The 14,458-nt window shown below is 45.3% G+C and carries 13 protein-coding genes; 9 read left to right on the forward strand and 4 right to left on the reverse strand.

Annotation, left to right across the window (positions count from 1 at the left end; genetic code table 11):
* Positions 1–97 precede the first annotated feature (97 nt).
* Complete coding sequence (rpsD, locus tag AC3WU2_RS02175; RefSeq protein WP_018756571.1) at positions 98–700, reverse strand: 30S ribosomal protein S4; 603 nt, start codon at positions 698–700, stop codon at positions 98–100.
* Between the two features lie 365 nt (positions 701–1,065).
* Between rpsD and AC3WU2_RS02180 the strand changes: the two genes are divergently transcribed.
* The 5 genes from AC3WU2_RS02180 (at position 1,066) to AC3WU2_RS02200 (ending at position 5,880) form a co-directional block, all read left to right on the forward strand.
* Entirely contained in the window at positions 1,066–3,030 is a 1,965-nt protein-coding gene (locus tag AC3WU2_RS02180; RefSeq protein ID WP_492450870.1) for a sensor domain-containing diguanylate cyclase, read from the forward strand.
* Between the two features lie 126 nt (positions 3,031–3,156).
* On the forward strand, positions 3,157–3,912 hold the full coding sequence (locus AC3WU2_RS02185) for a hypothetical protein (RefSeq protein WP_492450872.1): 756 nt from the start codon (positions 3,157–3,159) through the stop codon (positions 3,910–3,912).
* Positions 3,913–4,008: 96 nt separating this feature from the next.
* A complete protein-coding gene (locus AC3WU2_RS02190; protein ID WP_492450874.1) occupies positions 4,009–5,124 on the forward strand; it encodes an aminopeptidase in 1,116 nt (371 codons plus the stop codon).
* An 89-nt stretch (positions 5,125–5,213) separates the two neighbouring features.
* On the forward strand, positions 5,214–5,453 hold the full coding sequence (locus tag AC3WU2_RS02195; protein WP_314584242.1) for an HPr family phosphocarrier protein: 240 nt from the start codon (positions 5,214–5,216) through the stop codon (positions 5,451–5,453).
* A gap of 139 nt (positions 5,454–5,592) precedes the next feature.
* Positions 5,593–5,880, forward strand: a complete 288-nt coding sequence (locus AC3WU2_RS02200) for an Fpa/YlaN family protein (RefSeq protein WP_018756566.1) — start codon at positions 5,593–5,595, stop codon at positions 5,878–5,880.
* Positions 5,881–5,925: 45 nt separating this feature from the next.
* Here AC3WU2_RS02200 and cax read toward each other — a convergent pair whose 3' ends face one another.
* Entirely contained in the window at positions 5,926–6,987 is a 1,062-nt protein-coding gene (cax, locus tag AC3WU2_RS02205) for a calcium/proton exchanger (RefSeq protein WP_492450878.1), read from the reverse strand.
* Between the two features lie 144 nt (positions 6,988–7,131).
* On the opposite strand from cax, the gene AC3WU2_RS02210 reads away from it, so the two are divergent.
* The gene (locus AC3WU2_RS02210) at positions 7,132–7,521 is read left to right on the forward strand and encodes an Asp23/Gls24 family envelope stress response protein (RefSeq protein ID WP_026263877.1); all 390 of its coding nucleotides are present in this window, start codon (positions 7,132–7,134) and stop codon (positions 7,519–7,521) included.
* A gap of 129 nt (positions 7,522–7,650) precedes the next feature.
* Here AC3WU2_RS02210 and ftsW read toward each other — a convergent pair whose 3' ends face one another.
* On the reverse strand, positions 7,651–8,847 hold the full coding sequence (gene ftsW / locus AC3WU2_RS02215) for a putative lipid II flippase FtsW (RefSeq protein WP_018756563.1): 1,197 nt from the start codon (positions 8,845–8,847) through the stop codon (positions 7,651–7,653).
* Between the two features lie 12 nt (positions 8,848–8,859).
* Positions 8,860–9,207, reverse strand: a complete 348-nt coding sequence (locus AC3WU2_RS02220; protein WP_018756562.1) for a YugN family protein — start codon at positions 9,205–9,207, stop codon at positions 8,860–8,862.
* Positions 9,208–9,431: 224 nt separating this feature from the next.
* On the opposite strand from AC3WU2_RS02220, the gene AC3WU2_RS02225 reads away from it, so the two are divergent.
* The 3 genes from AC3WU2_RS02225 to AC3WU2_RS02235 all read left to right on the forward strand — a co-directional run bounded on the left by AC3WU2_RS02225 (position 9,432) and on the right by AC3WU2_RS02235 (position 14,444).
* On the forward strand, positions 9,432–10,613 hold the full coding sequence (locus AC3WU2_RS02225; RefSeq protein ID WP_492450883.1) for an amidohydrolase: 1,182 nt from the start codon (positions 9,432–9,434) through the stop codon (positions 10,611–10,613).
* Positions 10,614–10,746: 133 nt separating this feature from the next.
* Complete coding sequence (locus AC3WU2_RS02230) at positions 10,747–12,447, forward strand: DNA repair helicase XPB (protein ID WP_492450885.1); 1,701 nt, start codon at positions 10,747–10,749, stop codon at positions 12,445–12,447.
* Entirely contained in the window at positions 12,444–14,444 is a 2,001-nt protein-coding gene (locus AC3WU2_RS02235) for a helicase-associated domain-containing protein (RefSeq protein ID WP_492450887.1), read from the forward strand. The genes AC3WU2_RS02230 and AC3WU2_RS02235 overlap by 4 nt, the downstream gene beginning before the upstream one ends.
* Positions 14,445–14,458 lie beyond the last annotated feature (14 nt).

Consider the following 14,458-nt stretch of genomic DNA (forward strand, 5'->3'; position numbering starts at 1 on the left):
AAAAGAGATCTGTGAGTGGAGAGGGGCAACGACGTAAAAAAGAAGAAAAAAACCCTCGATCCGAGGACCAAGGGTTTTCGAAATGCAATAATCGATCTTAACGGCTGTAGAACTCGACGATTTGTTTCTCATCGATTTCTTGAGGCAACTCAGCACGCTCTGGCAAACGGATGAATTTACCTTCCATAGCGTTGTCGTTGTACTCAAGGTAACCAGCAAGGTGGTTACGGTTTTCAAGAGCTTCTTTGATCGAAGAAAGACTACGGCTTCTTTCACGAAGGCTGATTACATCGCCAGTGCTAACAAGGTAAGAAGCGATATCTACTTTTTTACCGTTAACTGTGATGTGACCATGGGAAACCAACTGACGAGCGCCTGCACGGGAGTTTGCAAAACCAAGACGATATACGAGGTTGTCCAAACGGCTCTCAAGCAAAGTCATGAAGTTTTCACCGGAAATACCTTGCATTTTGGAAGCTTTGTCGAACAAGTTACGGAATTGTTTTTCGTTCAAACCGTACATGTGACGAAGTTTTTGTTTCTCTTGAAGTTGCATACCGTAGTTACTGATTTTTTTGCGTTGTCCACTTGGACCGTGTTGTCCTGGAGGGAAAGGACGTTTCAATTCTTTACCAGTACCGCTCAAGGAAATTCCAAGACGACGGCTTAATTTAAATTTAGGACCTGTGTAACGTGACATGTATAAAAGACTCCTTTAATGTTAAATTTAGTGGGGTCCTTTTGCGCCGAATTTTGTTTAACGTTGTACGAGTTCATCTCGCATTCAACTTCTGACATGAATAGTTCAGCCGCTGTCCTGTCAGCAACAAATTTCGTGAGGGTGACACAATCGTTACGCCCGATGCATTCATCAATAAATATTATATGAAATCTTAGACGAATGTCAAGTTATCCGGTACGTTAGAAAAATTTATAGTTCGAAATACCTAAAAATATATGAAGAACTGCTAGAATACTAGTGCAAAATATATGAAAAAACGTTATGATGAGAATAGGTTTTTCGTTGCAAGGATTTGATGACACAAAGCGGGTGGTGGGAAGCGTATGATTCATAATCTACGAAATGCTCAAGTAGAGCTCAAACAACATCATACAGTCCAATGGCCTACTTCACCCTCAAGTACTTACGATGATAATGAGCTATGGCTGCAACAACAAGATATTGCTAGCAGTGATTATCCATACATCGAACCGCTTATTATAGCAAGCTTTCAGGAATGGCTGAGTGTAATCTCAGATTTTCAAAAGCTTCATCTTGGTGTGTTAGCCGTATTCGACTATCAGGGGAAGATGATTGCTTCTAATCGAAGTGATAGCCCGGAAGAACCTGCTGCAGCATGGAACGAGCAGGTTGTACAAGCTGTCATTACAATGAAGGAACCTACGGTTGCTGTCTATACGCAGGCAACGATCGCTGTGCCTATTCTAAGTCGTAAGGGGCAGGAAGTGTTTGCCGTTGTAGCATACCAGCTGCCCGGCCATGTGTACGAGTCCAGTATGCTGGATTTGCTCTCCATGGCTGTTTTGACGTTACGTAATCATTTTTACCGTCGATTTGAGCATATATTTATCAGTGATTTGATGCAGCTGCAGAATTATTCAGATCGAGAAGCACGCAAGAAGACTGTGTTTTTTAATGTTGTCCAACGGATCCATGGAAAGTTTGACGTCGATTCTGTGCTCAGTGAAGTCATCGAGAGTATTTCGTTTCTATATCCATCAGCAAGTATGGAATTATATATCTCCTCAGATCATCGCAGTGCGAACGAACATGTAAAGCCGCTTATCCTTCATAACTTTACCGATGATTTGTGTGTGCGTGCATTTATGGAAGGTCGTATGATTCAAGAAACATCCTCGCAAGAATCAGAGAATGAACAGGTTAACATTGCCGTGCCGCTGAGTGGTAAGCAAGGGGTATACGGTGTGTTGTTCATTAGTCTTGAGATGCATCTGCTTGAGGATCTTGATTTCCAATTGATTACGATGCTAGCAGACACAGCCGGTACGGCCTTTGAAAATGCTAAGTTGTATGAACAATCGAATATGCTCATTCGCGAGCTGCGACTTATCAATGAATTAACGAAGCAGCTGAATCAGAGTCTGCGCTTAAGCGAAGTATTTGATTTTGCATTGAACGAGTTGTTGCATATTTTCAAGGCAGAATATTGCTCCATTCTTCAGTTAGATGGGGAGAAAAGCTTTTTCAAAGTCATGTCTAGCAATGTCGATGAGATCTCTAAGCAAATATACTCCACGGATTACGGGTTCAGCGGACTCGTATATGCAACGAAAGAACCGCTCATCCTTCTTGATTATAAAATGTTCAGCAAGGTTCGTTCTGAATTCATGGAGGAGACGGATTCACGTTCATTGATGGCTGTTCCGCTTGTCATTAATAATGAAGTAAATGGTGCAATCCTTCTATCCCATCGTGATGCGAACTACTTCTCTTATGACAACTTCAAGTTGTTTCAAGTACTTTCCACTCATATTGGTCTTGCAATCGCGAATGCCTCGCTGCATGCGAAGGTTCAACGGATGGCGAATCATGATAATTTAACAGGACTCTATGCTAGGCACTACTTGGATGACCGTGTTCACCAGAAGCAGAAGATTGATTTCTGCGGCTCTCTAATCGTCGTAGATATCGATTACTTTAAGCAGATTAATGATACGTACGGTCACCAGATTGGCGATAAAATATTACGCCAGGTCTGTGAGATTATTCGCTCATCGATTCGAGATTCGGATATTGCAGCGAGGTGGGGAGGAGAAGAGCTCGCGATCTATCTTCCACAGCTCTCGAAATCTCAAGCGTCGCGTGTGGCAGAGCGTATCCGGAGCCGTGTTGAGATCGAGACGAATCCAGGCGTAACGGTATCCTGCGGCATATCAGAGTGGAACTGGGATGACGATAAGATCAGTGTGGAGCAGCTCTTTTATAAGGCAGACATGGCACTGTATAAGTCGAAGAATAATGGACGTAATCGAATTACAATGGATTAATGCCAAGTACCCTTTCATTTAGAATGGGTACTTTTTTGTTGCGTGCAAAGTCCCAGAGCGCATAACTTCAAGGGTTCAGGAAAAGATATAAGGCGACTACGGGCTTATGGAAGGGAGCGTAAAGAAGTGTCTAGAAGTTGGGTGTGGGATCGATGGTTACGAGGGCTAGCTTATTTTTTTTCTGCGTGTTTACTGGTGAGTACGACGGGATGTTTTTCCATTGAGTCCAAGAAGGATCCGAATGAATTGTATCAAATGGCACTATCTGGTCTATCTGGTACTGATAATTTTACGTTTCGTGGTAAATCCGTTATCTATGGGGGCAATCAAGCCCTTATTCGAGAACCCATTATGTATCAAGGAAAGGTAACGGCACATCAGCTGCAAGGATTCCAGATGTCGATGGCGAACAAGCAAGAGACTTCTTTTGCAGATCGCTGGAATCCGCTGAAGCAGCTTGAAGAGATTAAGAATCTCTCGAAATCGATGGAGATTGATCCCTATGCATCGAATCGAACGCACATCGTTATGCGGATGACTTTGGCACCTGAAGCAGGAAAGAAGCTATTGATCCAGAATTTAAATGATGAAATGCGTAAATTAGAAGAACGGAAAATTCAAGTTCAGAACGTTCATTCTTTATCATTGCGTGATCGTTCAAATCTTCAATCAGAGCTCGGTCAAATTATATCTAATGGTAACAATAAATTACATAAAATGACAAAAGATATGCGAGTTAATTCGTCTTATACACTATGGATTAATCGTTCAACACTTCTCCCAGCAAAGCTTTACTCCAAGTCAAAAACGAACTATCACGAGGATGGCGTGAAACGCGAAGAGGTTGTAGTAACCGAATCCCAATTTGATGGCTACCAATGAATTTACGTTTAGATTTGACCATGGTACAATAACTGCATGCAATAAATCTATACATAATACCTGCTGTAAGGTGATATTAAGGGGAGGTTTACGAAGATGAGAGATGTGAGAATGGAGAAGTTAGCTCAGAACTTGGTGGGCTATTCTGTTGATGTACAACCAGGTGAGAATGTACTGATTGAAATGATCGGTACGGAGCGCGACTTATTAAAATGCATCATCGAAGAAGTAGCAAAACGTGGTGGACATCCATTCGTTGAGCTAACGGATCGTACAGTGCTTCGCGCTATGCTGATGAACACCAATGAAGAACATCTGAAAACATGGATGGAGTACGACCTTGCTCGGATGCAGAAGATGGATTGCTATATCGGCATTCGTGCGGGAGAGAACGTGAATGATCTTTCGGATGTACCGGAGAACAATTTGAAACTCTACAACTCCATTTACAGCCATCCGATTCATTCCGAGGAGCGCGTGAAAAGAACGAAATGGGTCGTATTACGTTATCCGAATGCAGCCATGGCACAACTTGCGAATACGAGCACAGAGGCTTTCGAGGATTTCTATTTCAATGTATGTAACCTCGACTATGCGAAGATGGATCGTGCGCAAGATGCACTTCAAGCACTGATGATGAAGACGGATAAAGTTCGTATCGTATCGCCAGGAACTGATTTGACTTTCTCCATCAAAGATATCGGTGCTGAGAAATGCTCGGGTCAGAAGAATATTCCAGATGGTGAAGTGTACACAGCGCCAGTTCGTGATTCCGTTAACGGAACGCTTCAATACAATACACCGACGGTGTACAACGGAATTTCTTTCGAGAATGTATTCTTCCGCTTCGAGAACGGGAAGATCGTTGAAGCGAAGTCGAATGACACAGCGAAGTTAAATTCGATTCTCGATACGGATGAAGGCTCGCGCTACATTGGTGAATTCGCAATTGGATTCAATCCATATATCTTGACGCCAATGAAAGATATTCTATTCGATGAGAAGATCGCAGGCAGCTTGCACTTCACGCCGGGTCAAGCGTATGACGTAGCAGATAACGGCAACCGTTCCGCGGTTCACTGGGATCTGGTGTTAATTCAGCGTCCAGAGTATGGCGGCGGTGAGATCTATTTTGACGACGTTCTGATCCGTAAAGATGGAATTTTCGTGATTCCTGAGTTGGAACCGCTCAATCCAGAGAACTTGAAATAACAGCTTGTAAATTTAGTGGTTGCGTTTACACAGAGGATCAATGTATCATGAAATTGTATAAAAATTCGTACTAGACGGAGGTCGTTCCCATGTCTAACAACAACACAGCTATCGTAGAGATTTCTCAAACAGCAAGTAAATTCCGTTCATCGATCGTACTACAAGCAGAGCACAAGTATATCGACGTCAAAAGTATTCTCGGCCTTTTCACAACACTTGTGAATAGTCATGCCTACGAACTTCACGTCCACGGTCCGGATGAAGAAGAAGCAAGAGCAGCAATGAAAGAAGTATTCGAGAAACACGGTTTGCAAGTAGCCGTTGTCTAATTGTGACATGTTCATGAAGAAAGCGTGCCTTCCGTAATGAGGGGCGCTTTTTTTCTATATTTTCTTGTGTAATAGCTCATAATCGCTTAATATTAGGATTAGCAGTATATTGATTTTCGGGCATAGAGGGGGGAGTTACATGTCTTCATCAGATTTCATGGAACAATTGAATCTAAAAGCTTTGTCTCTGCTTCAGGGAGATGCAGATAAAATCGAGAAACTTATTGAAGTTCAGATGGAGAATCTGGCAACCCGCAAGTGTCCTCTATATGAGGAAGTGCTTGATACGCAAATGTATGGATTCTCGCGTGAGGTTGATTTTGCCGTTCGTGCTGGCCTGATTGAGGAAGCAGTAGGTAAAGAGATTCTCAGCAAGCTTGAGCGGAACTTAGCGGTCTTATATGAGGCGTTAAATGTAAAAGGGTAGCTTCCATCATGGAGAGCTACCTTTTTTTTATTTATAGCGTATGACCTAGACGAGGAAGAAGGCAACGCCAAGGATGATATAGACCAGTAAGAGCAGGAAACCTTCGTACCAGTTGGTCTTTCCGTCCTGCGTGATGGATTTGGCAATAATAACAGATACGCCAATCGCGACGAGCTCAATCGTGGTGAAGACGAAATCCATCGGGTTTCCGAAGAGGAAGCTGACGAATACGAGGACAGGAGCAACGAATAGCGCGATCTGAAGGCTGCTGCCGACAGCAATCTCGACCGATGTGCCGATCTTGTTCTTAAGCGCCATCATGACAGCTGCACTATGTTCTGCCGCATTACCAACGATCGCAATGACGAATGCACCAAGGAAGAGCTCTGTGAAGCCGAATTTGGCCGAAAATTCATGTAAGGTTCCAACAAGCCATTCACTCACTAACGCTACCATGACAGTCGCTATAACAAGGAATAGAATCGAATTGGATTTGGACCAAGCGGGTTCTTCATGGTGATCGGGTTCCATCTCCTCTTGATCAGACAAGACATTCTTATGCGTGACCATAGAGAAGTATAACCAGAATATGTATGCTACAATCAGCACGCCTGCGACGATTAAGCTGAGCGTATTCGTCTCTGAAGGAGTGATCACCTTGGTGCCGGCGAACATCGCTGGTATGAACAAGGCCGCAACTGCCATGAGCATGAGGGTTCCGTTATGTCCAGCTAGCGATACATTGAATTTCTGCTCTTTGTATTTGAGTCCGCCAGCAAAAAGACTAAGTCCTAGGACGAGCAGCAGGTTCCCGATGATGGCCCCAGTCAAGCTGGCTTTCACCATATCGAACAAGCCTTCTTTGATTAGGAAAATGGCGATGATAAGTTCTGCTGCATTCCCGAAGGTCGCATTCAGAAATCCACCAAGCCGCTGTCCTGCATAATGAGCAACACTCTCAGTAGCTTTACCGAGGAATCCCGCGACGAAGATAATTGAAATCGCCGAGATAATAAATTGAGTGGTTGCATTCATCCCGGTATAATGAGCAAGCCCGCTCAATATAAATGTGATGATCAGCGCACCATAAAATAACTTCTGTTTCAAACTTTCCACACCTCGATAATTTTTTCTCTAACTATAAACCAATTTTTTCTTGAAGTAAATGTCTCGAGGTGCACTTATTTGCTTTCGATCATCAAAGGCATTAAACTATTGTTATTATGGCTATTGAAAGGAGAGGACAAGTCCATGACAGAAGAACTAGCACAATCTGGCGTTATTCGAATTTCTGATGATGTTGTATCTACAATTGCGGGGCTTGCAGCTTTGGAGACCCCAGGTATTAGTGCGATGTCGGGTGGGATCTCGGAAGGCTGGGCGAAGCGATTAACGGGGAAGAATGCTCAGAAAGGTGTCATCGTAGAAGTAGGTCAGCTGGAAGCAGCGATTGATCTGCGTGTTATCGTGGTGTATGGCTCCATGATCCACCAAGTATGCCGTGATCTTCAACAGAACGTGCGCGAAGCGGTAGAGAATATGACCGGCCTTCATGTCGTAGAAGTGAATGTGAAGGTGGAAGGGGTTACGTTCCAAGAGGAAGAGCAGCAATTGAAGGAAGAGACTCAGAAGCTGAAATGATTCAGTCCACGAGACACATATGAAGACGACTACGGATAGTAGTGATGACGACATAACCTGAAAAGACTCCGAAGAGATACGACCTCTCGGAGTCTTTATTGTTGTTAGAGTGACTTTTTGAACAACCTCTTAAAGCGTTATGCGGCGGTTCTTCGTGACTTTGGTTGTCGTATCCGAAGGTCGATTGGCTTCTCGGGAGATGCTGAGCAAAATTCCGATACTGCCGAGCATCATGAAGAGGGAGGACCCCCCATAGCTGATTAATGGCAGCGTAACGCCAGTGATCGGTATGGTCTGAGTTACCCCACCGATGTTAATGAAAGTCTGAACAGCGAATAGCCCCATAATGCCGACACCTACAAGTGTTCCGTAGCGATCTGGACAACGTAAGGAGACAATCAAGCCCCGCCAGATAAAGTAAAGGTAGAAGAGTAGAAATATCGCACTACCGATAAACCCCAGTTCTTCGCCAATGACAGCAAAAATAAAATCATTGTACGGATACGGAAGATAATGCAGCTTCTGAATACTCTGTCCAAAGCCTGCTCCCGTTAATCCACCATGCCCTAATGCCTTGAGTGAATTAATCAAGTGAAAGCCTGTCCCTTGTGGATCTTGCCAAGGGTCAAGGAAGGAGGTAAGCCGCCCTACGCGATACCCACCACCCGAGCCTCCGTTAATGAGGAAGTTGATACCCAAGACGATACTGGCTCCAACGACAAGGACAGCTATACAGGCGAATATATGCTTCAAATTCGCTCCGCCTGCAATAATGATGATGCCCGAACAAGCGATCAGGATCATACAGGAGCCTAAATCCGGCTGCAACATGATGAGTCCAGCAACAAAGCCGACGATCAGCATGACGGGAAAAAAGCCTTTTTTGAAATCGCGGAACGTCTCACCCTTCTTCGAGATGAGCGCCGCGAGATATAAGATGGTCGTTATCTTGGCAAGTTCTGTCGGCTGTATACCGAGCGAACCGATCCCAAACCAACTACGAGCCCCGTTAAGGCTCTTCCCGACGTAGGGTACAAGTGCGAGTAATATAATGGTCAGTATGAAGAACGGAATAAACAGCTTCTTATATTTCTCATATCGTATATTCATGGCAATCATCATTGCGATAAACCCAAGACCTGCCCACATCATTTGCTTCTTGACAAAGTATAAGGAATCGTAATTGAAGTTCTTATTGATGACTGCAATGCTGGAGCTGGCACTAAAGACCATAACGAGTCCGAAACCAACAAGCAGAACTGTGAGAATTAATAACTGAAAATCCGGCGTACCCCGTCGTTTTGTTTGAGATTCTTTATCTCTCATCTGCCCGTCCGATTAAGCTTCGAGGTTACGTTTAAGCTGCTCGATTTTCTGTTCGGCCGCACTGACGAACGACGCTGGGATTGGTGTTTCATAGTCTAGACCATGCGGGAAGGTTGTTATGCCCATATACACCGCTTCAATGGCAAGAATCGCATCCGGGTTCTCGAGTTTGCCTTCGATTGCGCGTGTATTGATACGTAAGTAATATTCTTTATTATTTTTTTTATCTTCCATCTTGTAATCGTATGTAGCGCGTGTGTATTCCCATTGCCAACGAACAAATCCTAATTTTTCTGCTGTTTCATCTAAATAGGCCAAGTCGCTTTTGAGACCGATTAAGCCTGTATTTTCAAATATCATCGTTATATATCCTCCTTAAATTGACTAAGCCTCCATATTCAATATTCATGATAGTATGTTTCCTAATGATACGCAAGCCTTCCCTCCCGAGAGTTGGGTGAAAATGGTTATGAACTTTTTGTGAAATTTAGGTGGACAATCTGTTCGGAATTGAGGAAAATGATAGAAATAAACATGAAAATCATGGGATAGTAGTTAACAAATCAAGGGGAGGGGAAACTTGCATGGAGATGAAATTTCGTGAAGATGTATTATTGAATATCTTTTCATCTATGGTGGAGTGGCGTAGATATTTGCATAAGAACCCTGAACTTTCCTATAAAGAAGCCAAAACAGCACAATTCGTTGCAGATCGATTGCGAACATGGGGAATTGAGGTAAAGACTGGGGTAGGCGGACATGGGGTTGTCGGAACGCTTCGAGGGGATTTCCCGGGAAAGACCATAGCGCTGCGGGCAGATATGGATGCTCTACCGATTCAAGACGAGAAGACTTGTGACTATGCTTCGACGGTACCGGGCGTAATGCATGCTTGCGGTCATGACGGACATACGTCCACACTACTCGGGATTGCGAATTACTACAGCCAGCATCGGGACATGATCCGTGGTGAGCTTCGATTTATTTTCCAACCTGCTGAAGAGACTTGCCCCGGCGGTGCGATCCAAATGATCGATGCAGGTGTTCTTGAGGGTGTCGATATCATTTATGGCGTACATCTCTGGACTCCGATTTCTGTCGGTAAGACGGCGAGTGTTGCAGGTCCCCTCTGGGCGGCAGCGGATGAATTCTTCATTGATATTGAAGGGCGAGGCGGGCATGGCGGTGTCCCACATGTGACCGTTGACAGTGTGCTCGTAGGAGCGGCCCTGATCATGAACCTTCAGACAATCGTAAGCCGTTCTGTGGACCCGCTGGATTCGGCTGTTGTTACGGTGGGATCGATGCAAGCGGGAACGATGCAGAATATAATCGCAGAACGATGTTCGATCATGGGGACGGCTAGAACCTTCAATCAAGAAACACGCAGTTTGATCAAACGTCGGATTGAGACGATTGTTGAGCAGACCTGTGCGATGTACGGTGCAGATGTCCATCTGAACTACTTAATGGGCTATCCAACGTTAGTGAATGATGCGGCAGAGACAGCGCGGTACCAACGCATTGCGACGCATTTGTTCGGCGAAGAACAGACAATTGAAGCGCCGAAAATGATGCCTGCTGAAGATTTTGCTTATTATTTGCAGCGCGTCCCAGGATGCTTCATTCTGGTCGGTGCGGGGAACGCGGAGAAGGGCATGCATTATCCGCATCACCATCCGCGATTTGATTTTGATGAGCAGGCGATGTATACGGCGGCCAAATTGTTAATACACCTCGCAGCAGATGCGATGATGAATGAATGAATGCTTAATTGGAAAAAATATTGACGAATATGAGATAATGAATGGGATACGGCTTGCGCTGCAAGCCGTTTTTCATTCGTTGAGGTTGTCATGGAGCAATGACGACATGTTGTTCGGAAGGAGGGCTCGATTAATGCTAGATCAGACAAATCGACCGTGTATTGTCCAATCGGATTTAACCGTGCTCTTAGAGACGGAGCATCCATCATCGCAGGAAGCGAAAGAACTGTTATTCCATGTTGCAGAGCTGCTCAAGAGCCCTGCGAATATTCATACATATCGAATTACTACACTTTCTTTATGGAATGCCGCTTCAGCAGGCATGACATCCGAAGCCGTGATTCATGAACTAAGGCGGTTCGCCAAATGGGATGTCCCAGCGAAAGTACAGCAGCAAATTAAGCTCTGGATGGGGAGATACGGCAGCTTAAAGCTTGAATTGCAGAGCGAAGAATTACAGCTCTGTGCGATGAATGAGACAATCATCGATGAATTTATAGAGGAGCGCAGTATTCAGTCTTATATCGATACGCGGTTAGATGCCAAGACGGTTCTGCTCAAGGGGCATGCCCGCGGCCTAATGAAGCAAGAATTGACGCGTCTCGGCTATCCCGTCCTAGATGCGATAGGGTTCCATGAAGGCAAGTCGCTGCCATTTGGATTCAATAGGGGTCAAGACTCGAGCCGTCCTTTTGTGCTGCGTCCCTACCAGGAACAAGCGGTACAGGCTTTTAAGGGAGAAGATGGTGGAGGATATGGAGGCAGTGGTGTTGTTGTGCTTCCTTGCGGGGCTGGTAAGACGGTCGTAGGGATGGCGGTCATGGAGCAATTCCAATGCGAGACGCTTATACTAACGACGAATGTAACGTCTGTGCGGCAGTGGAAAGCGGAGATCATGAGCAAGACGTCGCTCACGGAAGATGATATTGGCGAGTATTCGGGCTCCTGTAAAGTAGTCAAGCCTGTAACGATTGCGACCTATCAAATCTTGACACATCGGAAGCAGAAAGCAGATCCATTTGTACATATGCAATTGTTCCAAGAACGGGATTGGGGGCTTATTGTCTACGATGAAGTGCATTTGCTCCCAGCGCCAGTATTTCGAGCAACAGCTGAAATTCAAGCAACACGTAGACTTGGATTGACAGCTACCTTGGTACGTGAGGATGGATGCGAGAAGGACGTATTCTCACTCATTGGCCCGAAGCGATATGAGCTGCCATGGAAGGAGCTGGAGCAGCAAGGGTGGATCGCGACGGTGAACTGCTGTGAGATCCGCGTACCACTCTATGCGCCGAATCTGGAATTATACTGGCGAGCGGATGCGAAGAGTAAATTCCGAATTGCAGGAGAGAATCCTGCCAAGATGGATGTCATCCGCAGTCTGCTCGAGCAGCATGAAGGGAAACCAACATTGATCATTGGTCAATACTTGGATCAACTCGCGGTTATTGCAGCAGAGCTTCAGGCACCAATTATGATAGGCACGACGCCGCAAGCAAAGCGTCAGGAGCTCTACGATGGGTTTAAGCGTGGAGAGATTCCGCTGCTCGTCGTGTCTAAGATTGCGAACTTCGCTGTCGATTTGCCTGATGCTGCCGTCGCGATTCAAGTGTCTGGAAGCTACGGATCAAGACAGGAAGAGGCGCAGCGCTTAGGACGTATTCTGCGGCCCAAAGCAGGAGACAATACCGCTTATTTCTATACCGTTGTATCGCGTGATACCAAGGAGCAAGATTTCGCGCTTAAGCGGCAATTGTTCCTTGTTGAGCAAGGGTATCGATATGACATTCGGAATATATCCAACGTGACGAAGGAGGCGGCAGCAACTTGAATACGCAGGAGATTGCGTCCAAATTATCGGAAACAGATCAGCATACGTACCGACAAGCGTTGGAGGCTGCTCATAATCATGCCGCTTTGTCATTGTTATTAGATCAGCTCACACATGTCGGCCTTGAGACGCTGGATTTTGTTATGAGGCATTTTGGCATTCAGTCATTCGAACTGCCTCAGCTTCTGAAGCACGGAGGGGCGAGTATGAGTGGCGCCACTTTACGCGTTGGTATCTATGAACTACGACAGCGTGGGCTGGTATATGCGGTTCGTAAGGCATGGGGAGATCAATTGTTTTTTATTCCTACGGATTTATACGCTCCGTTGCAGCATCTTCGAATGCCACTGCAGCTGCAGGCTGCTTCAATCGAAACATCTGATCTCACCGTTACCCATGAAGCAGGAAGAGGGCTTGAATACGAGTTATTTTACTTGCTTGCTACGATTGCGAAGATCGGTGCTCCTCTAACGGCAAAAGGTACAATACATAAGAAGCATATACAGAAAATGCTGTCTTCACTCCAGATTACAGTTCGTGATCTGGTTCCGCTTCACTTGCAGTACCCTAATCTAGACACGTTACCCTCATCGATCGCATTGGTGCTTGATTTTGGATTTCGATTCGGACTTCTACACAAAACGCCGGAGGCTTACGAGCTTAATCATAATATGTTATATCCTTGGCTGTCGCAGAATCGGATAACGATGCAGCAGCGGTTTTGGCAGATCTGGCTTACCGTTCAACCTTTTCCAGAACGATGGATTCAACAATGCATGTATGCCATTGCGAGTGCGCCGCACGAACAGGGGGTCTGGTACACGGTAAGATCAATATCCTCGTGGCTTGTTATGCATCGAATAGACGTGAAAAGCCCCGAACGCACCTCTGAACAGGATATTGAAGATCTGATCCAAGTGTGGCTGTCCGTCCTCTGCGCATTCGGTTGGGTAGAGCTCGGTACGACATTGGATGGAGAACGGTTCTTTCGCTATACCATAAATTCAGGTCTGGAATTAACTCCTACTGATGTTGCAGAGGAACGGGAAGAACAGAGCACACAGATGAAAGGGTTCTATGTCCAGCCTGATCTGGAGATTATTGTTCCACCGGATGTCCCTTTCCTTACCCGATGGGAACTAGAATGCTGTGCGGATTTGATACGTTCGGACCAAGTTGCTGTATATCGGCTAACGAAAGATAGTTATATGCGTGCTGTTGATCAAGGCCGTACTTTACAGGATATGATTGAATTCCTAGGACAAAAGTCCTTATCTGGTATCCCGGAATCCGTCAAAGCTACATTAGATCACTGGCGTCAGCAGTATGGCAGAGTCTATTTATCAGAAGTTGTGCTGCTGCGATGTGTTGATACCGAAGTGGTTGAACGAATCCGAGGTATGGCACAGATCTTGCCACAGATTACACCGATTGGCGCCTACGATTTTATTGTTCCAAGAGATCAAGTCGATACACTTCGGTCAGTGCTTGATAAAGCTGGGGTTACGCCAAGAAGGCAGATGGAATCAACGGTTAGCGGTGAGACAAAGATTGGATTCGCTCGATATGATGCAAGTGTGAATGCTTCTGCAGAAGTATCTGCGGGTAATAAGGACGCTGAAGGGTTCCAGACATCAAGCCAAGGATTTATCTACACACAGCAGACGGTTCAATATTATGAATTAGACATATCTCTGCCTACACGGGAAGATCTCTTCCCGGAAATTGCCCGAATTTCTCCGATGTGGCTGCAACAATTACGTGCATATCACACGTCAACGATGACAGAGATCATCGAACGTGCTATAGCATGGCAGACGCACATCAAACTTGGCAATAAGACAGGATCGATTATCGTGCTGCCGCTTCAAGTTAGGTCTTCCGGGGGGGCGTGGAATCTCAAGGGTTTTATCGTCGGACAAGCAGATAGCGGCGTCCAGGAGGTCTCTAGTGATGCATGGGATCAAATTCAACTCATTCTACCAACAATAAACTAAATTTAAGGTTCATT

Source organism: Paenibacillus sp. EB106-05-06-XG162, assembly GCF_058791655.1.